Annotated in this window: 18 protein-coding genes; 11 read left to right on the top strand and 7 right to left on the bottom strand. The window is 50.2% G+C overall.

Annotated features, from left to right (window positions below; all coding sequences use genetic code 11):
- Window positions 1-3 precede the first annotated feature (3 nt).
- The 4 genes from cysS to GWK09_RS08840 all read left to right on the top strand — a co-directional run bounded on the left by cysS (window position 4) and on the right by GWK09_RS08840 (window position 3,266).
- The gene (gene cysS, locus GWK09_RS08855) at window positions 4-1,488 is read left to right on the top strand and encodes a cysteine--tRNA ligase (RefSeq protein WP_163692840.1); all 1,485 of its coding nucleotides are present in this window, start codon (window positions 4-6) and stop codon (window positions 1,486-1,488) included.
- The gene (yidD, locus tag GWK09_RS08850) at window positions 1,485-1,706 is read left to right on the top strand and encodes a membrane protein insertion efficiency factor YidD (protein ID WP_163692839.1); all 222 of its coding nucleotides are present in this window, start codon (window positions 1,485-1,487) and stop codon (window positions 1,704-1,706) included. The genes cysS and yidD overlap by 4 nt, the downstream gene beginning before the upstream one ends.
- 99 nt (window positions 1,707-1,805) lie before the next feature.
- Window positions 1,806-2,762, top strand: coding sequence for a prolipoprotein diacylglyceryl transferase (gene lgt / locus GWK09_RS08845; RefSeq protein WP_163692836.1), 957 nt, complete (start codon window positions 1,806-1,808; stop codon window positions 2,760-2,762).
- Window positions 2,763-3,266, top strand: coding sequence for a DUF192 domain-containing protein (locus tag GWK09_RS08840; protein WP_163692834.1), 504 nt, complete (start codon window positions 2,763-2,765; stop codon window positions 3,264-3,266).
- 110 nt (window positions 3,267-3,376) lie between these two features.
- Here GWK09_RS08840 and GWK09_RS08835 read toward each other — a convergent pair whose 3' ends face one another.
- Together GWK09_RS08835 and GWK09_RS08830 are read right to left on the bottom strand one after the other, a co-directional pair.
- Window positions 3,377-3,853, bottom strand: coding sequence for a hypothetical protein (locus GWK09_RS08835; protein WP_239530886.1), 477 nt, complete (start codon window positions 3,851-3,853; stop codon window positions 3,377-3,379).
- A 105-nt stretch (window positions 3,854-3,958) separates the two neighbouring features.
- The gene (locus tag GWK09_RS08830; protein ID WP_163692832.1) at window positions 3,959-5,032 is read right to left on the bottom strand and encodes a lipocalin/fatty acid-binding family protein; all 1,074 of its coding nucleotides are present in this window, start codon (window positions 5,030-5,032) and stop codon (window positions 3,959-3,961) included.
- A 118-nt stretch (window positions 5,033-5,150) separates the two neighbouring features.
- On the opposite strand from GWK09_RS08830, the gene GWK09_RS08825 reads away from it, so the two are divergent.
- The 5 genes from GWK09_RS08825 to GWK09_RS08805 all read left to right on the top strand — a co-directional run bounded on the left by GWK09_RS08825 (window position 5,151) and on the right by GWK09_RS08805 (window position 10,892).
- The gene (locus GWK09_RS08825) at window positions 5,151-5,675 is read left to right on the top strand and encodes an RNA polymerase sigma factor (RefSeq protein ID WP_239530885.1); all 525 of its coding nucleotides are present in this window, start codon (window positions 5,151-5,153) and stop codon (window positions 5,673-5,675) included.
- Between the two features lie 48 nt (window positions 5,676-5,723).
- Complete coding sequence (locus GWK09_RS08820) at window positions 5,724-6,635, top strand: FecR family protein (protein ID WP_163692831.1); 912 nt, start codon at window positions 5,724-5,726, stop codon at window positions 6,633-6,635.
- Window positions 6,625-9,132 (top strand): TonB-dependent receptor, encoded by a 2,508-nt coding sequence (locus GWK09_RS08815; RefSeq protein ID WP_163692828.1) that lies wholly within the window; start codon window positions 6,625-6,627, stop codon window positions 9,130-9,132. The genes GWK09_RS08820 and GWK09_RS08815 overlap by 11 nt, the downstream gene beginning before the upstream one ends.
- A 114-nt stretch (window positions 9,133-9,246) precedes the next feature.
- Window positions 9,247-10,476 (top strand): ATP-binding cassette domain-containing protein, encoded by a 1,230-nt coding sequence (locus tag GWK09_RS08810; RefSeq protein ID WP_239530884.1) that lies wholly within the window; start codon window positions 9,247-9,249, stop codon window positions 10,474-10,476.
- Window positions 10,477-10,514: 38 nt separating this feature from the next.
- Window positions 10,515-10,892 (top strand): hypothetical protein, encoded by a 378-nt coding sequence (locus tag GWK09_RS08805; RefSeq protein WP_163692826.1) that lies wholly within the window; start codon window positions 10,515-10,517, stop codon window positions 10,890-10,892.
- Window positions 10,893-10,920: 28 nt separating this feature from the next.
- Here the strand turns inward: GWK09_RS08805 and secDF are convergent, their stop codons facing one another.
- Together secDF and mdh are read right to left on the bottom strand one after the other, a co-directional pair.
- Window positions 10,921-13,875 (bottom strand): protein translocase subunit SecDF, encoded by a 2,955-nt coding sequence (gene secDF, locus GWK09_RS08800; RefSeq protein WP_163692824.1) that lies wholly within the window; start codon window positions 13,873-13,875, stop codon window positions 10,921-10,923.
- A 190-nt stretch (window positions 13,876-14,065) separates the two neighbouring features.
- Window positions 14,066-14,992, bottom strand: a complete 927-nt coding sequence (gene mdh / locus GWK09_RS08795) for a malate dehydrogenase (protein WP_163692823.1) — start codon at window positions 14,990-14,992, stop codon at window positions 14,066-14,068.
- Window positions 14,993-15,317: 325 nt separating this feature from the next.
- Here mdh and GWK09_RS08790 point away from each other — a divergent pair, with 325 nt between their 5' ends.
- Window positions 15,318-15,689, top strand: coding sequence for a hypothetical protein (locus GWK09_RS08790; RefSeq protein WP_239530876.1), 372 nt, complete (start codon window positions 15,318-15,320; stop codon window positions 15,687-15,689).
- Window positions 15,690-15,767: 78 nt separating this feature from the next.
- Here the strand turns inward: GWK09_RS08790 and GWK09_RS08785 are convergent, their stop codons facing one another.
- Both GWK09_RS08785 and gyrB read right to left on the bottom strand, forming a co-directional pair.
- Window positions 15,768-16,781: a DUF6588 family protein gene (locus GWK09_RS08785; RefSeq protein ID WP_163692821.1), complete on the bottom strand. Its 1,014-nt coding sequence runs from the start codon at window positions 16,779-16,781 to the stop codon at window positions 15,768-15,770.
- 72 nt (window positions 16,782-16,853) lie between these two features.
- On the bottom strand, window positions 16,854-18,791 hold the full coding sequence (gyrB, locus tag GWK09_RS08780) for a DNA topoisomerase (ATP-hydrolyzing) subunit B (RefSeq protein WP_163692820.1): 1,938 nt from the start codon (window positions 18,789-18,791) through the stop codon (window positions 16,854-16,856).
- Between the two features lie 331 nt (window positions 18,792-19,122).
- On the opposite strand from gyrB, the gene GWK09_RS08775 reads away from it, so the two are divergent.
- Window positions 19,123-20,568 carry an SLC13 family permease gene (locus tag GWK09_RS08775; protein ID WP_163692819.1) on the top strand — a complete coding sequence of 482 codons (1,446 nt, stop codon included), beginning with the start codon at window positions 19,123-19,125 and terminating at the stop codon, window positions 20,566-20,568.
- Between the two features lie 93 nt (window positions 20,569-20,661).
- Here the strand turns inward: GWK09_RS08775 and asnB are convergent, their stop codons facing one another.
- A complete protein-coding gene (asnB, locus tag GWK09_RS08770) occupies window positions 20,662-22,332 on the bottom strand; it encodes an asparagine synthase B (protein ID WP_163692818.1) in 1,671 nt (556 codons plus the stop codon).
- Between the last annotated feature and the right edge of the window lie 83 nt (window positions 22,333-22,415).

Below are 22,415 nucleotides of genomic sequence, written 5' to 3'. Positions count from 1 at the left end.
CTTATGGCGCTTTATCGAGATCAGCAACTCAAACTCTATAACTCCCTTACCGGCAAAAAAGAGGTTTTCACACCCCTGAACGAAGGCCATGTAGGCATGTACGTCTGTGGCCCTACGGTATACAGCAACGTGCACCTGGGCAACTGCCGGACCTTCATGTCCTTCGACATGATCTTCCGCTATCTGAAACACCTGGAATACAAGGTGAGGTATGTGCGCAATATCACAGATGCAGGACATCTCGAGGACGACGAAATCGGAGAGGGGGAAGACAAGATCGCCAAGAAGGCCCGGCTGGAGCAGATCGAACCCATGGAGGTGGTGCAGCGGTATACGGTAGATTTTCACAACATCCTTCAAAAGTTCAACCTGTTACCCCCGAGTATAGAGCCAACCGCCACAGGGCATATCATAGAGCAGATCGAGATCATCAAGGAGATCCTGGAAAAGGGCTATGCCTATGAGATCAACGGGTCGGTCTACTTCGACGTGGTCAAATTCAACCAGTCCCATGAATACGGGAAACTCAGCGGGCGCAGACTGGAGGACATGATCAGCAATACACGGGAACTCACCGCCCAGGACGAGAAGCGGAATCCACAGGATTTTGCACTATGGAAGAAAGCAGAACCCCAGCATATCATGAGGTGGCCATCCCCCTGGGGGGACGGATTTCCGGGCTGGCATCTGGAATGTACGGCCATGAGCACCAAATACCTGGGGGAGACCTTTGATATCCACGGGGGTGGAATGGACCTCAAATTCCCTCATCACGAATGTGAGATCGCCCAGTCCGAAGCATCTACGGGAAAGACCCCGGTTAAATACTGGCTCCATGCCAACATGCTTACCATGAATGGGAAGAAAATGGCCAAGTCTACCGGCAACAACATCCTTCCCAATGAGATCTTTTCAGGGGAGAATGACCTGTTGAGCAAGGCCTATTCCCCCGCAGTGGTACGCTTTTTCATGATGCAGGCCCATTATACGAGTATCCTCGATCTCAGCGATGAGGCCCTAATGGCTTCTGAAAAGGGATATCAGCGTCTTATGGACGCACTCGGGATCATAGACAGCCTGGAAAGCGGGAAGACTTCCGCCATGGATATTTCATCCTGGAGACAGCGTTGCTATGATGCTATGAACGACGATTTCAACTCACCTGTGCTAATTGCGGTCCTCTTTGAGGGCGTCAGGTATATCAACCAGGTCAGGGAAGGCAAAGCTAGCCTTACGGCGGAAGACCTCAGCATCCTGAAGAAGACTATGAAGGATTTCGTATTTGACGTGCTCGGACTGGAATCCCAAACCCTGGACAGTGCGATATCCGAAAAACTCAGCGGAGCGGTCTCCCTCCTGATTCAGATGCGGAACGAAGCCAGGGCAAGCAAGGATTTTGCAACCTCGGACAAGATCAGGGATGAACTCTCTGCTCTGGGAATACAGCTTATGGATGGGAAGGAAGGCACTACCTTCAGCATCTCATGAAAAAGGTCCTCATTGCCCCTTTTGTATTTCTGGTCAGGGGTTACCAGCTCCTGATCTCTCCTTATCTCCCGGCTTCCTGCAGATATACGCCTACCTGTTCCCAATACACCCTGGAAGCCCTGCGGAAACACGGCCTGTTCAAAGGTGGCTGGCTCTCCTTAAAACGCATCTTCAGCTGTCATCCCTGGGGAGGCAGCGGCTATGACCCTGTACCCTGACGGCCATGCAGGATTGAGGAACAGGAATTTGCAGAGAAGCCATCCAAATCCTTTTCCTCTCTGGGTATTTGATTATCTTAGACCCCTAAAATAGACCCCATGTATTTTTTAGGTTTTATCTGGAATCCGGCCGATACCCTTTTTAAGATCGGTTTCCTGCAGATCAAATATTACAACCTGTTGTGGATCATCGCCTTCGCTTTGGGGTGGTTCATCATGAAACGCATCTTCCTCAAGGAAAAGAAAACGGTGCAGGAACTGGATTCCCTGTTTATCTATACGGTGATCGCCACCATGCTGGGAGCCCGACTCGGGCATGTGATCTTTTACGACTGGCCGTATTATTCGGAACACCTCCTGGAGATCCTCCTTCCCATACGGGAAAGGGCAGGCAGCAGTCTGTTCGGTCTCATCAACGGATATGAGTTCACGGGTTTTACCGGCCTGGCGAGCCACGGGGCGGCCATAGGCATCATCATAGGTATGTACCTCTATACGCGTAAGCACAAAGGCTTTAAGATGCTGTGGATCCTGGATCGCGTGGTCATCCCTGTAGCCATAGGGGCCTTTTGCGTCCGACTCGGAAACTTTTTCAATTCGGAGATCAACGGAAAGATCGTGGATAAATCCTTCCTCTTTGCGACCAAATTCGTCAGAGACAGCGACGATATGCCGGCCTCGGCGGCCATGAGGATCACACAGGAAAATACACCCAATGCAGCATACGAGGCACTGGTGAACAACCTCCAGTTCGCGGATGCCCTGGAAGCCATTCCTTACAGGCATCCTGCGCAGTTGTACGAGGGGATCACTTATATCTTCGTCTTCCTTATCCTGTATTTCCTCTACTGGAAAACGGACAAGAAAGACCGGCCCGGATACCTCTTCGGTCTGTTCCTGGTGTTGTTGTGGACCATCCGATTCTTCGTGGAATACGTAAAAAAGAGCCAGGGTGGATTTGAGGAATCCCTGGGTCTGCTGTCTACGGGCCAATGGCTCAGTCTGCCTTTTATCCTGGTCGGATTTTACTTTATGTTCAAATCTACCAAGGCATAGATGTTGACAGGTCCAAAGAAATATCCCAGGTTTTTACTCCTTGCATTTTGCGGGTTGTTTATCCTGAGCGGATGCCGGGAAGAGCCTAAGAAGATCGTTACCTCTGCCCCCGTGACCTTTACCAAGGAAGGGGACCTGTCTCTTTTGAAAGGGGGATCGGATTCCCTGATCGTCCAACTCGACATAGAGATCGCAGAAGGGGAATACGAGACGCAAACCGGACTCATGTACAGGGATGGGATGGAGACCTACCAGGGGATGCTGTTCGTGTTCCCGGAAGAGGCGTACCACAGTTTCTACATGAAAAATACCCGCTTCCCGCTGGACATCATCTATATCGACCGCGACTCGACCATCACCAGTATCGTAAAGAATGCGCAGCCCCTGCAGGAAAAAAGCCTGCCCTCAACCCAGCCGGTCATTTATGTCCTGGAAGTCAATGCCGGTTTGAGTGAGACCTGGGGACTGCAGGTTGGGGATCAAATCAGATTTACAAGAGAATAGGGGACCTTCAAAAAAAAGAACTGCCCCGTTTAGGGCAGCTCGTTTCAGAGAACAATCATTTCCATAGCAAGGGCGCACGGGTTGGGGACCCCGAACCCCCCTTAAGCCGATCAGTTCCTCTCGAATACCAGGATGTCTGTACTGCCGTCCCCTCCACTGATGTCTATCAGTTCAATTCTGTTGGAAGATCGGGAAGCGATATCCCAGTCGTCTGTCAGTTCTTCGAAAGCAGGTGGGGCGGAAAAGAAGATATTGAAATCGATATCGTCCATGCTGTCGTAATCGTCATCATCCGAACTGTCGTCAGTGGTCACGGACCAGGTACCGGTCACCGTGGTGCTACCGTTGTCGGCCACCAGGCTGCCATCGGCGTTGAAGGTGAAAATGTACCCGTTGTAATCACTGGTCTCATCCGTACCGGAGTCGATATAACTCTGGATCACCCACGTGCCGGAGACGGCCAGGTCTGTGACCAGCTGGGCGGAGACGGCCGGGTCGAGCATGGGATCATCCGTATTGTCAGAAGAGCACTGGGTGAGAAAAAATGAAAAAACAGGGAGGACGAATAATAATAGGATCTTTTTCATGACTTTGATTTTTTACGTAGTTAAATGATGTGGTTGTAAAGAAAGGGAGCATCCCGGAACCAAGGGGCTAAAAATGGACCAGGAAACTCCCCGCAAATTATTAGGTTAAGGGGTACAATTGCTTCTGAATTCCAGCTCGTCATCGTTGGGCATCCTCAGGTCTACCTGCCTTTCCGACTCCTGTTCGAGTTCGTGCAACATCCAGTCCGCGTTGAAATCACTTAGGTCAGGAATGTTGATGCTCACAGTGATATTGTTACCCGATCCGCTGCTTGACCAGGTTCCCGTAAAGGTTTCGGTGCTGGTTTCTGCAGTCACGTTGCCTTCGGCATCAAAGGTAAAGGTGTATCCTGCGTACTGGTCCGTGAGGTCCGTATCGTTCCTTTCCAGGTCCTTTACATACCAGCCATCGCATCCGGTGATAAACTCCACCAGGCCTTCCGTAGTGCAATTATCGCAGTCGTCATCATTGTAGTCGTAATCATCATCCTCATCGCAATCGTCTTTTGCATCGTCTATGACGTCTTCCAGCTGGTCGAGATTGGAAACGGAGATCTCTGTTCCGTCCGAGAGAACAAGGGTGATGGGGAATTCCACATTTACGATCTTATCTTCATCGAGGTCCTCTATGAAGAAGTACAGATCCCGGTCGCTGTTGATCGTAATTGTATCGATCAGTTCGTTGTTGGTGTCGAAAACGGAGACGGTGATGGGATACTCGATGTCGATACACTCGATGTCATCATCGTATTCATTTTCTCCTGAACAATCATCGGCGTAAGCCTCAAACTCATCCAGGGAGTTGATCGTGACCTCACTGAAGTCGTTCAGGATGATGGTGATGGGAAACTCGATCTCGATAGTATCGTCATCATCGTCAAATTCATCCAGGATATCTTCTACGGTATCCAGATCTTCCTCCGAATTTACTGTGATTTCCATGCCATTGACCACAACGGTAAATGGAAAATCCAGGGAAAAACAATTAGCCTGATCGACGATGTTGTCATCAGAACCGTCATTCATAGCCGTTCTTTGCATAAGGCTGGCAACGACTGAATTCGCTTTAAGCGCCTGGTCTTGTGGTCCTTCTATCAGAACCGACTCTTCCTTCCTACAGGAGGTGAATACCATGGAAGCTACCAGGATCAGGGATAAAAATTTTACAAATGAATTCATAGCATAATAAGATTTAAATTAAACTGTTTACCCTTAAAACAACTCAAGCTTCATTTCTCCTGAAAAAAAATTGAGAAATTTTAATTTTTATCTTTAACGCAGTCTTATTGAAATTGTTTTGACCAACGAATCCACTGAAAACGTATGCCTGGAAGAGACCTATAAAAGGTTGCATGAGATGTATGCCCGGGAACTGCACAACTACCTGTATTATAAGTACGGAGAGACCTGCCATCCGGGAGACAAGACCCAGGAGGCCTTTATCGCACTTTGGGAGAACTGTAAGAATGTTGTATACTCAAAGGCCAGGGCATTTTTATATAAGGTAGCCAACAACAATGTCCTGAACGATATCAAACACCACAAGGTTGTACTCCGGTATCGGTCTGAAAAACCGGCAGATATCACCCGCGAGGACCCTGAATTCCTGATGCAGAAAGAACAGTACTTCAAGAAGTACCAACAGACCCTGGGCAAGCTGACCGAAGAGCAACGGGTGGCTTTTCTGCTCAACAAGGTGGAAGGGAAGAAACACGAGGAAATAGCTGAAATTCTGGGGGTCACGCGAAAGGTGGTGGAGTACCGTATTTATTCGGCTTTTGCCGTGCTGAAGGAGGAACTTGAAAATTTTCGGATAAAATAATCAGGAATTTGGGAGACTAAATTGTTATATAGGTAAGAACAAAGAATCATGGACGAGAAAGCCCTCTTGGAAAAGTGGTTGAACGACAGCCTGACAGATGCTGAAAAGGAAGCTTTTCAGAAGACGGAGACGTATCCGTTTTACGAGCAGTTGATCAGAGATGCTTCCTGCTTCAAGGCAGCGCATTTTTCGAATCCAACCGATTTCGAGTCCCTCGAAAAAAGGATCCGGGATCGTGATGTTCCGGTCAGGAAACTGCATCCCACGACATGGCTCCTTAGGATCGCCAGTGTATTTGTGATAGGTTTCGCCCTGTTTTATTTCTTTGCATTTCCTTCCGAAGTCAGGGTAGAGACCCTGGCCGCACAAAAGACCACGCTCGAATTGCCGGACGACTCCCGCGTAGTGCTCAACGCCCTGAGTGAGATCACCTATAATAAAAAGAACTGGAAAGACCATCGATCCCTTGAACTGAAAGGAGAAGCCTTCTTTGACGTAGCCAAAGGATCCCGTTTTGACGTCGTTACCCCTCTGGGAACGGTCTTTGTCCTGGGTACCGAATTCAATGTAAAACAACGCGCTTCAACCTTTGAGGTGATCTGTTACGAAGGACATGTAAAGGTAGTCTCGGGAAACCACACGGAGGAACTCCGGGCTGGTGAGAGGCTCAGCTTCCTGAACGGCACTGTTACCAGGGGCCAGACCTCATTGAAAGGTCCCCAGTGGCCTGATGATATCAGTGAATTCCAGGATATTCCCCTTTACGAGGTCATCGCCGAACTCGAAAGGCAATTCGACATAGAGGTGATCCTGGAAGATGTGCCCGGTGATACTAGGTTTACGGGAGGATTCGTACACGGCGACCTGGAAGACGCTCTGAGGTCTGTGGCCGAACCACTGGGTCTTACATACAGCCTTTCTGATAACAACAAGGTGATCCTGACATCCAGTGAAAAGTAAGCATTACCTCCTCCTTGTCTCCTTTCTTTGCTTTGGGATATACTCCTTTTCACAACCGACTCAAGACAGAGCGCCCTTAAAAGAGGTCCTTGAAGAGGTGACCCGCGCAAAGGGATACCGCTTCAACTACGCTTCTGATACCGTGGAAGGCATTGAGGTCACCCCGCCCGACCTGGAATGGGGCATAGAGGAGATTCTTGCCTACCTGTCTGAGAAAAGCGGACTGGTCTTCTCGGAGTTACCCAACAACTTTTTTTCTGTAAAACGGAGCATCAGCCCGTTTTGTGGTTTCCTCAAAGACCGGAACACCGGCGATCCCCTCCCCTTTGCTACCATTCAGAGCAATATGGAATCTACCATTTCCGACGAAAACGGCTATTTTGAACTGGATTTTGAAGGAGAAAGCAGTCCTATGACCATCCGGTTCATAGGATACCGCGACTGGGAAGAGGTGGTTGGCAGGTCCTCCTCCTCAGCCTGTCGGGACTTTTATATGATCCCGCAACAACTTCAGCTCGCCGAGATCGTGTTGTACGATTACCTGATACGGGGTATAGACCAGCTGGATGACGGGTCTTATGAAATCGACTTCGACCGGTTTACCATCCTGCCCGGACTCATTGAGACCGATGTATTACAGGCGGTTCAGGCTTTTCCCGGGATCCAGAGTGTGAACGAGACGGTCTCCGACATCAATATCCGGGGTGGGACCAACGATCAGAACCTCATATTGTGGGATGGAATCAAGATGTACCAGTCGGGTCATTTCTTTGGCCTCATTTCCATGTTTAACCCTATGATCACCCAGCATGTGTCCCTGCGCAAGAACGGATCACCAGTCAAGCTTACAGACGGGGTCTCAGGGACGATCTCCATGGAGACCGATGAGCAGGTCAACCGGGATTTTTCGGGTTCCCTGGGCGTGAATTTTATCGATGTCAGCGGATTTGTGGATACCCCCCTGGGTGCCTCCTCCTCCATACAGGTCGCAGCCAGGAAGGCCATCAATGATTTTGTCGAAAGTCCGACGTATACGGAATACTTCTCCAGGATCTCACAGGATACGGAAGTGGAGAACAATGTAGGGAATGTGATCAATTCGGACCAGGCTTTCGATTTTTACGACACCTCCCTGAGATGGCTCTGGAAGGTCTCCGAGAGGGATAAGGTACGGTTGAATTTCATTTTGGCCGAAAACGAGCTGGTCTTTAACGAGAATGCCGATATCGGCAATACCCCCGTATCCCGGGAAAGCAGCCTTACCCAGGGGACCGTCGCGGGCGGACTCCAGTACGAACGCCAATGGAATGACAGGATCAGCACAGAACTGCAGATCTACAATACGGACTATACCCTGAGGGCCATTAATGCCAATATCGCTGATGACCAGCGTTTTTTGCAGGAGAACAAGGTATCGGAAACCTCTGCCAGGCTCCAGGCGACAATGAGGTTAAATGAGCAATGGCAATGGAATTCCGGCTACCATTTCACAGAGACCAAGGTCACCAATCTGGATGACGTGGACGATCCTGTATTCAGAAGGCTGGAAGGGAATGTACTGAGGGTAAAAAGCGGATATACCTCCCTGGGGTATTTCTCCCCGGATCGGGGTACCCGGGCGAATGTGGGCCTTAGGGTCAATTACCTGGACAAGTTCAACAGGACCATCCTGGAACCCCGAATGAGTTTCAATCAGAGGATCTCGGAAGGATTCAACCTGGAGATCCTGGGAGAATTCAAGCATCAGAACACCTCCCAGGTGATCAATTTTCAGAACGACTTTTTGGGAATCGAAAAGAGGAGATGGCAACTGGCAGATGAAGGGGAGATCCCGGTGATCACCAGCAAACAGGGATCTGCAGGCCTTAGTTTCAACAGATCCGGATGGCTTTTGAATGCAGTGGGCTACTACAAGGAAGTGGACGGGATCACGGCCCAAAGTCAGGGATTCCAGAACCAGTATGAATTTACAAAAGCCATAGGGAGGTACGAGGCCATGGGAATGGACTTCCTTTTGAGAAAACAATTCGCGGATGTCAGTGCCTGGTTCAGCTATTCCCTTCTCGATTCGGATTATACCTTTGAAACGCTGCCGGAACGCGTTTTCCCGAACAATTACGATATCACCCATGCCCTGACCCTTGGGGTCAGTTATGAATCTGATCACCTGAGGCTGGCCGCCGGGTGGAACTGGCGAACCGGAAAACCCGCTACCCAGCCAGATGAGGTCCAACCCGTGCAAAACGGTGAGGTGAATTTCCTTTCCAGTAACTCCGACAGGCTTAACGATTATATGCGGGTAGATATATCCGCCCTTTATGCTTTTGTACCAGCACCCGGTACCAATGCCCAGGTAGGCTTCTCCATTTGGAATCTGTTTGACAGGGAAAATACGGTGAGTCGTTTCTATCGTGTGGCCGGTACAGGGGAGGCCAGGGCCTTTTCACAAAATTCCCTGGGCCTGACCCCAAATGCCGTCCTGAGGTTTAACTTCTGAAAAGAAAGGTTCACGGAACCCGAAGCTGTACGTATCCCAAGACTGAACTTTATGCCGAAGGCTTATATTTGCAGTCGCACCCCTTGCAGGGGTTCACACTACAACTGACTCCAATTGATCTCACACTGGGCCATATTTACGGACAACGAATCCCCCACAGCCCCTTTGCTGGAAAGGCTACTTAACGGGCCAATGCCCTCGGGTTTTGAGGAGCTGGAACACAAAAAAGGAGCTCTTTTTTCGACCTCGGAAATACTAAGGTGGATGGAAGAAGAACTGAGGCATGACCGAAAAGTGCTCGCGAGGGAAACGGAACAGAGCCTTCAGTCCATGTCGAGCGGAGAGCGGAAAAAGGCGCTGTTCAGGTATCTCATGGAGCAGCAGCCGGAATATCTTATCCTCGACAACGCCTTTGACAACCTCGACAGGGGTTCCCGGGATGACCTTGTGGGAAAGATCACAGTACTTGCAGACTCCACTTCCCTGATCCAGATCCTGAGCCGGAGATCGGACCTCCTGCCATTTATTGACAAAAGGGCCCGCTGGGAAGGTGGAGAGCTCATGTGGCTGAAACATCCTGAAAAAGAAGGCCCCGGAAATGATCCCTTCCCCACTGCCCTGCCCCCTGCCCCTGAAACCAGGGTAAATACAGACCCTTTCCTTATAGAACTTAGAGATGTATCCGTATCCTTTGGGGACAGGAAAGTCCTCGACAGGATCACCTGGAAGATCGCACCGGGAGATTTCTGGGAACTGAGAGGACCTAATGGGAGCGGGAAGACCACACTTTTATCGCTTATCACAGGCGACAGTCCCAAGGCATACGGACAGGAGATCTACCTCTTCGGGAATCGCAAAGGCAGTGGAGAAAGCGTGTGGGATATCAAACAGCACATAGGCTATATCACTCCTTCCCTCACGGACCGGTTTCGGGGATACCACACCCTGGAACAGATGCTGATCTCCGGTCTGGTCGACTCCATTGGACTATATACAATTCCTACGGAAAAACAAAAGGACCTGGCCGGTTCCTGGCTCGAACTCCTGGGCCTGACAGAAAGTAAAAACACCTACTTTCACGACCTGAGTAAAGGGCAACAACGACTGGTCATGTGTGCCAGAGCTATGATCAAACACCCCTTACTCCTCATCCTGGATGAACCTACGGCCGATTTGGACGACCACGCCGCTGAACTGGTGGTTCACCTTGTCAACAAAATGGCGACAGAGAGCCATACCGCGGTTCTATTCGTATCTCACAGGGAAGAACCCGAACTTAAGCCCCGGGGCATTCTGCAACTGAACCCTACCGAGGCCGGCTCCGAAGGAATAATTTTGAGGTGAGGTCTCTTTTTTATATTTTCAAGGAAAATCGCTGAGAAATGCCGTATACCATAGAACACAGGGTACTGCCCGAATACCTGGAGGTGCATGTCAAAGGTACCATAGTGGAAGGCAATGAATTAAGGGAGGCCAAGGAACGCTGGTCTACCATTGCTTCCCTCTGCAGGTCGACAGACAGACACCTGGTGCTGGCATTTTTAGACCTCGAAGGACAGCATTCCACCTCTTCCAAATTCAACCTGGTGGATGCGGCCGCCAATATGGGGTGGGTCCCGGATTACAAGCTATCTGTTGTGGTCAAAAACCAGGAGCAGTTCAACCACCTATCATTCACGGAGACCGTTATGAACAACCTGGGGTATGAGATGAAACTCTTCCTCAATAAACGGGAAGCCCGGAAGTGGTTACTCGCATAAAAAAACCGCTCGATTGAGCGGTTTCTTTTTATTTGTTCCTCTTGGAGATTTTTTCCCTCAGGGTATCGAACATCACAGGTGTGGCAATGAACAGGGACGAATAGGTACCCACCACAATTCCCACGATCATCGCGAACATGAATCCGCGAAGGGTCTCCCCCCCGAAGATAAAGATCGCAAGGAGCACCACCAAGGTGGTCAGGGAGGTGTTCAGGGTACGGCTCAACGTGCTGTTAAGGGCCTCGTTGATGTTGATCCCCGCGTTGAATCCCTTCTCACTGACGATCTCCCGGATCCGGTCAAAGACCACCACTGTATCGTTCAGGGAGTATCCGATCACCGTCAAAATAGCCGCTATAAAGGCCTGGTCGATCTCCATGCTGAAGGGCATGTAAATGCTGAAGAAAGAAAAGACCCCCAGTACGATCAATACGTCGTGGAACACAGCGGCCACCGCACCCAGGGAGAACTGCCATTTGCGGAATCGCAGAAGGATATAAAGGAAGACAACGGCCAGGGAACCCAGAACGGCCCATACCGCATTCTTCTTGATATCATCCGCAATGGTCGGTCCTACTTTTCTGTATTTCATCACCCCAATGTCTTCGTTGCTACCCCCGGGAACGAAGTCCTCGTAGGTAGCCCCATCTGGAAGGTATTTCTGAAGCGCAGTGTACAGGATGCCCAGGATCTCATCGTCTACTTCGGTTCCCTGTGCATCTACTTTGTATTTGGTAGTGACCATGATCTGGTTGGCATCCCCAAAAGTCTTTGCACTGGCGCTTCCAAGGGCAGCCGTGAGGTCATTTGTGATCTCAGAAGGGTTTACCGGATCTACAAAGCGGATCTGATAATTACGCCCCCCTACGAAGTCGACACCCTGGTCGAGCCCCCTGGTGAACAGGGAAGCCACCCCGGCGATGACGATGATCCCCGAAATAATATAGGCAATCTTCCTCTTGCTGAGGAAATCAATGTTTACGTTGGTAAACAGGTTTTTGGTGATAACGGTGGAAAAGGCAAGTGTGCGACCTTTTCCTGATATATACCAGTCGACCAGCAGGCGAGTAATAAAGATCGCTGTGAACAGGGAGGTAAGGATACCTATGATCAGCGTGGTCGCAAACCCTTTAATAGGTCCTGATCCGAACACGAGGAGAATCAGGGCTGTAAGGCCGGTAGTGATATTGGCATCCAGGATAGAGGATAAGGCGTTATTGAATCCGTCATTAATAGCCTGTCCCTTGCCTTTCCCCTTGTGGATTTCTTCCTTGATCCGTTCAAAGATAAGTACGTTCGCATCCACGGACATACCGATCGTAAGGACGATACCGGCTATCCCGGGCAGGGTAAGTACGGCACCCAGACTGGCCAGGACGCCAAAGATCAGCACTATGTTGAACACCAGGGCGATATCGGAGAAGATCCCCGCCTTGCCGTAGTAGAAGAACATCCAGATCAATACAAAGATCATGGCGATCACGAAAGAGGTAAAACCGCTGTCGATCGCCTCCTGACCCAGAGATGGACCTACGACAAAGGAGTCGATAATCTCTGCTGAAGCAGGTAATTTACCGGCCCTCAAAACGTTGGCGATATCTTTGGTCTCATTTACGGTAAAAGTTCCCGTAATCTCTGAACTCCCTCCGGAGATCCCCCCGACCTGAGAGACACCGGGTGCGGTGTAGACCTTGTTATCCAGAACGATGGCGATCCCTGTATTGTTGAGGTTTGCCTCGTTGGTAAGTTTTTCCCATTCCTTTGCTCCCCTGACATTCATGTCCATCCCCACGGCGGGGCGGTTGAACTGGTCGAACTGGTCGCGGGCATCACTGACCACATCCCCGCTGATACGCGGTGCGCCTTCCCGGTTCGATTTCAGGGCGTAAAGGGCGGCTACTTCAGAATTTTGAGAAGGGCGTTCCCAAAGGAATTTGGTGAACTGCACATCCGCCGGCAATAATCTTCTGATCTCAGGCATGCGCAGCCAGGAACCGATCTGTGCGGTATCTTTTAAGGCGGCGATCGCTATGGCATAGCCCGGACCGTTCAGTTGCATTTTTTCAAACAGGGGGTTGCGCTCGGCATTCAGATCGAGAGAATCCTGAGCCACGTCTGATAGCAGGGTATCGATCTCAGATGCCTCTTTGATCTGCTCTTCCCCTGTATCCTCGACGAGGGTTTTCAGTTTTTCGTTGGCCTGTATAAAGAAGTTGATCAGGCTCTGATTCCCGGGCTCATATGTTTCCCAGAATTCGAGCTGAGCGGTACTGGAAAGCAGGTCCTGAGCCCTGGCGATATCCCTGGCTCCCGGCAGTTCCACCAGGATTCGCCCTGAAGTACCCTCCCTCTGGATGTTGGGTTGGGTTACTCCAAAACCGTCGATCCGTTCCCTGAGCACCTCAAAGGCAGATACGATAGATTCGTCTATCTTCCTCCGGATGATGGGTTTTACCTGGTCATCGGTCATCTGGAAGTTGATCTCATCGCTGAGCCCTTTATTTCCGAAGATGTCTGGCGATGCCAGTTTGGTATCTCCCTTGATATTGTCAAAGGCCTCAAAAAAGAGGTTTAGATAGGTGTCATCACTGTTCTTGGAAGCCTGGTCGGCATCGGCCAGGGCCTTGTTGAAGACCGGGTTCCTGGTATTGTCTGCGAGACCTTTGAGGATGTCCTTTACGGATATCTGGAGGGTCACGTTGATTCCCCCCTTCAGGTCGAGTCCCTTGTTGAGTTCCTTCTTTTTCGCTTCGTTGTAGGAGGTGTATCCCAGCACCGTGTTGTCCCCTATGGAGTCGAGGTACCTGGCTTCAAGGGCTTCGCGTTGGGCCACGTAGTTGTCTTCCGTAGAAGGGATCCTGGCGGTGGCATAGGTTTCTGCCTCATCCTCCAGCCTGCTGGTAATGAAGGTGTAAGAGAGTTGGTAAATACTTACCAGCCCGAACAAAAAAGCAAAAAGCTTTATCAGTCCTTTATTCTGCATCTGATTTTTTAATTAATTGATGGATTCCGTAAATAGCGTGCAAATATATCATTTCCAAGAGGAACTGACAATTTATTTGAATGATTTATAGGTCATTTCCCGGCCCGGGAATCCTGTGGATTTCGCGGATTTCAAAGCAGAAAAAAAGCGTTCCCCGGGAACGCTTTATCTCTTGGTTTCAGGAGGTTCTTTACACCTGCAGCAGGCTGTTGGTCTTTCTTACCCCTTCGGCGCTCTCCTGCATTTTGTCCTTCTCAGCCTGGTCGAGGTCGACCTTTACGATCTTCTCGATCCCATTCCTGCCCAGGATAACGGGTACTCCGATGCAGATATCCTTCAGATCGTATTCCCCGTTAAGGAGGACCGAACATGGGAAAAGTTTTTTCTGATCGCATGCTATGGCCTGCACCAATGCAGACACTGCTGCTCCGGGTGCATACCAGGCACTGGTGCCTAGGAGCTTGGTCAGGGTGGCTCCTCCTACCTTGGTGTCCTCCACTACTTGTGACAGGCGGTCAGCAGAAAGGAATTCAGAGACCTTTACGCTGTTCCTGGTAGCATGCCTCGCCAGAGGCACCATCCCTGTATCGCTGTGCCCGCCAATGACCATACCGTCCACATCGGAGATCGGAGCACCAAGTGCTTCCGCCAGCCTGTATTTGAACCGCGCACTGTCCAGGGCACCCCCCATCCCAATGATGCGTTCCTTGGGCAGGTCCGTGATCTTGTGGACCAGGTAGGTCATGGTATCCATAGGGTTGCTCACCACGATAAGGATCACATTGGGTGAGTGTTTGATCAGGTTGGCCGCAACGTCTTTAACGATCCCGGCATTGATCCCGATCAGTTCCTCCCTGGTCATCCCGGGTTTCCGTGGTATGCCCGAGGTAATCACTGCGATGTCACTGTTGGCGGTCCTGGAATAGTCGCCCGTGGTCCCTGATATCTTGGTATCAAACCCATTGAGGGACGCGGTTTGCATAAGGTCCATGGCCTTTCCTTCAGCATATCCTTCCTTGATATCCAGGAGGACCACTTCTGATGCAAAATCCTTGATAGCGATGTACTCTGCGCAACTGGCCCCGACGGCACCGGCACCTACAATTGTAACTTTCATATTTTGAATTTTTTTCTGGTGTTAATCTGTGTGATGGGAAGGGAGCTAAGCAGGGAGGTAACCCCATTGAAATCGAGCCTTCACATCGACCTTAAGCTGCCGCAAAAATAGCAATTTTTAACGGACTAGCGGGCCTCTTCCCGAGGATTATTTTCCCGGGGAAAGTTGCCGGAACTCAGCTGAACCACTACCCCTTTTCCAATAGGAAGTGTGACGTTCGTCGAATTTTTTGATCCCGTGCATGCCGTTCGTCGAAAAATAGCAATAGAGCAGGAATTCAAGGCGTTAGAGACCTGTAACAGATCCCAAATCTAAAACCTACATTTTGAAAAAGCTCTTTTCCCTATTGGCTATCGTCACCATTATTTCGGTGAGCAATTGTACTGAGATCCCGGAAAATAATGACCCTATCATCGGAATTTGGACCAAGGTAGATATTATTACAGACCAGGAAGCCGGAAGATATACCAGCAAGCAGGAATGGATATTTAACGATGTATACCTGGGACGATACCATTCTTATGAAGGCAGTCAGTTAGAAGTAAAGACAGATTTCAGCTGGACGGAAGACAACGGTGTGTACACCATCTCCTATCCCGGTACCGATATGCCCGAACAAAGAGTGAGCATGAAGACATCAGAAGAAGGCACCGTCCTTGAAGATATTCAAGGCAATATACTGGCGCTGAGAGAATAAAAGATCCCCTGACTTTTTTCTATATAGTAAAACAGCCTTCCGATGGGAAGGCTGTTTTCATTTTGTAAATGGATCGGTTTACCTGAACCCGAAGCTCAACCCAAAGGAAAAGTTGTTGAATTCTGCCAGGGTATAATCTGCATGTAAGCGGAAGAAGCCCAGTTTTAACTTCGTACCCACGTTGGCGGTTACCCCGCTCGCGTCTTTCTCAAGGGTAAAGGGATCTGTGAAGGTCTGTTGAAAAGGCCCTGATTGCACATCATAGGTTCCGAGAATGGCCGTTTCGGACTTTCCGCTCAGGTAACCCAGGCTTCCGTAGAAATTGATGATGGGTAGTTTGGTGGAGACCACTGCCTGGAAGACCCAGGTATTGATCTTGGCGTCTATCCGCTGATCAGACCCCCCAATGATACTGGTGTTAGTAAAATCATAGGTCCCGTTGATATGGGTATACCCTATCACCCCGGAGATAGCGATGGGCAGGATCTTGTCTGCCGGGAGGTGCTTGGTGAATTCGTGCTGAATCCCCACCCCAAAGAGGCTAATGGCCACATCATCCGTATTGATCTTGGGTAGGAAGCGCGCCTTGAGCTCCGTCCCTTTGATCAGACCTACACTCCCCTGAATATAGCCGGAAGGGATAAAGTTGATGTCTTCCCCTGCAAGTCCGGAAGGCAACTCAAATTCTTCCCTGACGGTTATCCCCGGGGCCACCTCATCTTCCACGAATACGCGTATACCCTGAATATCTCCCAGTGCCGTGGATACGGTTTTTGATGTACTTCCGTCCACGAACTGGAGGTTTTGATAATCCGCCGTGTTCAGCACAAAGGTCTTTTTGTCTTCCTTGTTCTTAAAACCGGTGAGGTTCCCGATCACGGAGATCTCGAAACCTCCCAGGGGTTTGGCATCCCCGGTATTGAACCAGGAACCCGCAATACTGTAAATGGCACCTTCGGATACCGGAGCCAGGTAGTCGTTCATAAAGGTCTCGGCATCTTCCACCCCGGCCGCAAAAAGGTCGTTGACATTGGATTGTGCCTGCACGGCCAGCACGCAGAATCCCATGATAGCAAACAATAGATTTTTCATATCGATCTAATTTTGCCTAAAACTAAAAAACTCGCCCTGGGGAGGCGAGTTTTTGTTGTGTAATGCCGGTTTTTATGCATCAATGTTGGCGTAGACCGCATTTTTCTCGATAAACTCCCTTCTCGGAGGCACCTCATCACCCATCAGCATGGAGAAGATCCTGTCGGATTCCGTCGCATTGTCGATGGTGACCTGCCTGAGTGTCCTGAACTGTGGATTCATCGTGGTCTCCCAGAGTTGTTCCGCGTTCATTTCCCCCAGACCCTTATAGCGCTGAATACTGACTCCTCCTTTGTAACTTTCGGAGATGGCGTCCCGCTCCTTGTCGTTCCAGGCGTAGCTCTTCTTACTGCCCTTTTTGACCAAATACAGTGGAGGCGTAGCGATATAGACGTGGCCCGCTTCTATCAGTTCCCGCATATAGCGGAAGAAGAAGGTGAGGATGAGGGTCTCGATATGGCTCCCGTCCACATCGGCATCACACATGATGATGACCTTGTGGTATCTGAGCTTATCGAGGTTCAGTGCCTTGCTGTCTTCCTCCGTTCCTATGGTCACGCCCAGGGCGGTGTATATGTTCTTGATCTCCTCGTTCTCAAAGACCTTGTGCTGCATGGCCTTTTCCACGTTCAGGATCTTTCCCCTCAGGGGCAGGATGGCCTGAAAATTTCGGTCCCTGCCCTGCTTGGCAGTACCCCCGGCTGAATCTCCCTCCACGAGGAATACTTCGCATTTGGAAGGGTCCTGTTCCGAACAGTCGGACAACTTACCAGGCAGTCCCCCGCCAGACATCACATTCTTGCGCTGTACGAGTTCACGGGCCTTGGTGGCGGCGTGCCTTGCCTGGGCTGCGAGAATGACCTTCTGTACGATGATCTTCGCATCGTCCGGGTGTTCTTCCAGGTAATCGGTTAGCATCTCAGAAACGGCCTGACTTACCGCTGCGGATACCTCCCTGTTCCCCAACTTGGTCTTGGTCTGTCCCTCGAACTGAGGCTCAGCCACTTTCACGGAAACAATGGCTGTGAGCCCTTCCCGGAAATCATCCCCCTGTATCTCGAACTTGAGCTTGTCGAGCATCCCGGAGGAGTCGGCGTACTTCTTCAGGGTGGTGGTCAAGCCACGCCGGAAACCGGAGAGGTGGGTTCCACCTTCGTGGGTGTTGATATTGTTGACATAGGAATGCAGGTTTTCCGTATACCCTGTATTATAGACCATGGCCACCTCCACAGGGATGTCGTTCTTTTCCCCTTCCATGGCGATGATGTTCTGAATCAGGGCTTCCCGGTTCCCGTCCAGGAACCTGATGAATTCCTTCAACCCTTCCTCAGAATGGAAAACGTCCGAAATGAATTCGCCGTCCTTGTCCTTTTGCCGGCGGTCCGTGATGGTAATGGTGATGCCTTTATTGAGGTACGCCAGTTCCCGCATGCGGTTAGACAGGGTCTCGTAGCTGAATTCTATGGTCTGGGTAAAGATCTGGTCATCCGGGTGAAAGGTAACCTCAGTACCCCTTTCCTGGGTAGTACCCGTGCTCTTCACGGGATACAGAGCTTTTCCTCTTTCGTATTCCTGCTCCCAGATCTTGCCATCCCTGAAAACCGTAGCCTTAAGGGAGTTGGAAAGGGCGTTCACAACGGAGACCCCAACTCCGTGGAGACCCCCGGAGACCTTGTAGGAATCCTTGTCGAATTTTCCCCCGGCACCGATCTTGGTCATGACCACTTCAAGGGCCGAAACCCCTTCTTTTTTGTGGAGGTCTACAGGGATCCCCCTTCCGTTGTCCCGGACGGAGACGGAATTATCTTCATTGATGATGACGCTGATGGTGTCGCAATGCCCTCCCATCGCCTCGTCAATGGAATTATCCACGACCTCATACACCAAATGGTGAAGACCCCTTACGCCTACGTCTCCAATATACATGGAGGGACGCATTCTCACATGCTCTATCCCTTCCAGGGCCTGAATACTGTCCGCTGAATAACTGTTCTTCTTCTCTTCGCTCATACAATCGATTAAGGTTTCACTTTCTGCCAGGGTGTTTGCCGACCCTGTTTTTCAAACGCAAAAAAACAATCCTGGAAGGTTCAAAATCCGGTGGATTTATCCGCTTAAAAACCTCTGGGATTGCCTGCTTTTTTACAATCTCACAAATATAAGGAAAACCCCGTGAAATATAGGGGTAGCGGCCAAATGAAGCAGTGAAGTTATCAACAATTTAACAACAATTCACAACTCTAGTCCAGGAATACGATTTAATTGAATTTTACATGATAAATATTAGGTTTTCTTCCCATTTTGAGGCCTAATTTTACCGCATTGTTTTAATTTTTGAATTATGAGCGATTCCCGGGCTGTTTCACTGAAGTTGATGTCGCATATTCAGAAGGTGGTTGATGTACAGAGCAGGGTCATCTATTTCCTGCTCTGCATTATATTTTCATTTATTCTGACCTATTTTATGTACGAACCCGGCCTTGACCAGGCACAGGTCTATGTTCTCTTCCTCCTTTTTCTAGCCATCGGGCTATGGGTCACAGAGGCCATCCCACCGTTTGCGGTAGGCCTGATGGTCTTCGGGTTTTTGATCTTTGCGATGAACAGCCACTATTCCCAGGTCGATCCGGAAAACGTCAGGGAGCACTATGTAGGTTATATAAATTCCTGGTCCAGCAGCGTTATCTGGCTGATGCTTGGAGGCTTTTTTATAGCGGAAGCCATGAGCAAAACCCAACTGGACAAGGTTGTCTTTGAGCTCAGTATTTCGAGGCTGGGGACCTCCCCGAGGAGGGTGCTTCTCGGGCTGATGCTCACTACCGCCCTGTTTTCCATGATCATGTCCAATACGGCCACGACGGCTATGATGATCGCCTCTGTTTTGCCCTTCCTCAACACCGTTGACAGCAACGCTCCCATATCCAAGGCCATCCTCATAGGTATCGCAGGGGCTGCAACCATCGGGGGCATGGGTACCCTGATTGGCTCCCCTCCTAATGCCATTGCTGCTGAAGCGCTCAACAATCACGGGATCTCAATGGGGTTCCTGGAGTGGATGATGATCGGATTTCCGCTCTCCCTTATCCTGACCGGTTTATTCTGGCTGATGTTGTCCCGCAAATACCTCTCAAAAAAGGACAAGCTGGTGATTGAGATCGAAAAAAAATCCATCCCCGTCGATGATGAGTCTTATAAATTTGAGAAGATAAAGAAACGCATTGTTCTGGGTGTCCTGGCTCTTACTCTCCTGCTATGGCTTACGGAGAAGTTGCACGGGATTCCCGCTTCCGTGGTCTCCCTTCTCCCTATTATCCTGTTGACCATGAGCGGTATTGTCAATGCTGACGATGTTCGGAAGCTGCCCTGGGATACTCTGATGCTGGTGGCAGGCGGACTCTCCCTGGGGTTAGCCATTAAAGAAACAGGGCTGGCCGCATACTACGTGGAGAAGATCGCAGATTTCGACCTGAATTTTATTGTCCTGGTGCTCCTTTTTGCCTTTGTAACCGTTATCCTCTCCAATGTGATGAGCAATACGGCAACAGCCACTGTACTGATCCCGCTGGGGATTATACTCACCTATCAAAATCCCATCGTCCTGCCCCTGGTGATCGGTCTGAGTGCCTCAACTGCCCTGTTCCTTCCTATTTCAACACCGCCTAATGCCATTGCGTACAGTACGGGGAAGCTGGAACAAAAGGATTTCAGATTTGGTGGCCTTGTGCTGGGGATCCTGGGACCGCTTATCATTACAGGAATTATCCTGCTGATCTTTGTCCTGTTTTAAGGGGGAAGAAATGTTCAGGGCTAGCGACAAAAAAGCACCCATCCGGGTGCTTTCTTCCTGCATTCTTCAATCCGATCCGGTTAGGGGATGGTGTTATTTTACATAGGCGTCTGCGTGCACTTTAGCCACTGCCCTGCCTGACGGGTCATTCATATTCTTAAAAGCCTCATCCCACTCCAATGCGATCTGAGTACTGCAGGCCACAGAGGCTTCCTGGGGCACACATAGGGCAGCCGCATCTGAAGGGAAATGGGATTCAAAGATCGAGCGGTAATAGAATTCCTCCTTGGTCGTAGGCGTCTGGATGGGAAATCGGAATTTGGCATTGGCCAGTTGTTCGTCACTTACTTCCGCGGCCACCATTTCCTTCAGCGTATCTATCCAGCTGTATCCCACCCCGTCGGAGAACTGTTCTTTCTGCCTCCAGGCGACACTTTCCGGAAGATAGGATTCAAAGGCCTTCCGGACCACCCATTTCTCCATGCGCTCCCCGTTGATCATCTTGTCCTGAGGGTTGATCCGCATCGCCACATCCATAAACTCCTTGTCCAGGAAAGGCACCCTGCCTTCAATACCCCAGGCGGCGAGCGATTTATTGGCCCTCAAACAGTCGTACATATGGAGTTTTTTCAATTTCCTGACGGTCTCTTCGTGGAATTCACGCGCGTTCGGGGCCTTGTGGAAGTACAAATAGCCCCCGAAGAGTTCATCGGCCCCCTCCCCTGAAAGCACCATCTTGATCCCCATCGACTTGATCACCCTGGCCATGAGGTACATAGGGGTAGACGCCCTGATGGTCGTGATATCGTAGGTCTCCAGGTTGTAGATCACATCCTTGATGGCATCCAGCCCTTCCCGTATAGTGAACTTGATCTCGTGATGAACCGTCCCTATATGTTTCGCAACCTTTCGGGCCGCGGCCAGGTCCGGTGAACCCTCCAGACCTACTGAGAAGGAATGCAACTGGGGCCACCAGGCTTCTGTGGTGTCATCGGATTCTATCCTTTTCTGGGCAAATTTCTTGGCGATGGCCGAGGTAACGGACGAATCGAGTCCGCCCGAAAGCAACACCCCGTAAGGCACATCAGACATCAGCTGCCTGTGCACAGCTGCCTCCAGGGCCTGACGAATGGATTCTATACTGGTCTCGTTCTCCTTCACGGCCTCATATTCCATCCAGTCGCGCTCATACCACCTCTTTAGTTCTCCGTCCGAGCTGTGGAGGTAATGTCCGGGAGGGAAAAGCTCAATCTTTGTGCAGGTCCCTTCAAGGGCTTTCAGTTCGGAGGCCACATAAAAGGTCCCATTTTTGTCCCAACCCATATAGAGGGGAATGATCCCCATATGGTCTCTCGCCACAAAATACTCGTCCCTGGTCGTATCGTAAATCGCGAACCCAAAAATCCCGTTCATCTCATCCAGGAAGGCAGGGCCTTTTTTCTGGTAGAGTGCGAGGATGACCTCGCAATCCGATTCGGTCCTGAACTGGTATTTTCCCTCAAACTGCTTGCGCAGTTCCCTGTGGTTATAGATCTCCCCGTTGGCGGCCAGGATGAGGGCACCGTCCTCACTGACCAGGGGTTGTTTCCCGGACGCAGGATCCACAATAGCGAGCCGCTCATGGGCCAGGATGGCCTTCTCATCAGCGTAGATCCCACTCCAGTCGGGACCGCGATGCCTGACCTTTTTCGACATTTCCAACAACTGCGGCCTTAAAACCTCCGTACTTTCCTTTAACTCAAAAGCGCAAACAATTCCACACATACAACTCCACTGTTTTAATTAGAGAAGGCAAAGATGAAGATATACTTTTAAATAGAAAACACTATTGTACTTTCTGTTTCAAT

This window comes from Muriicola jejuensis, from assembly GCF_010671595.1.
Taxonomy (GTDB): domain Bacteria; phylum Bacteroidota; class Bacteroidia; order Flavobacteriales; family Flavobacteriaceae; genus Muriicola; species Muriicola jejuensis.
Note: the sequence above shows the minus strand (reverse complement) of the source record. Positions and strands in the feature narration are given on the sequence as shown.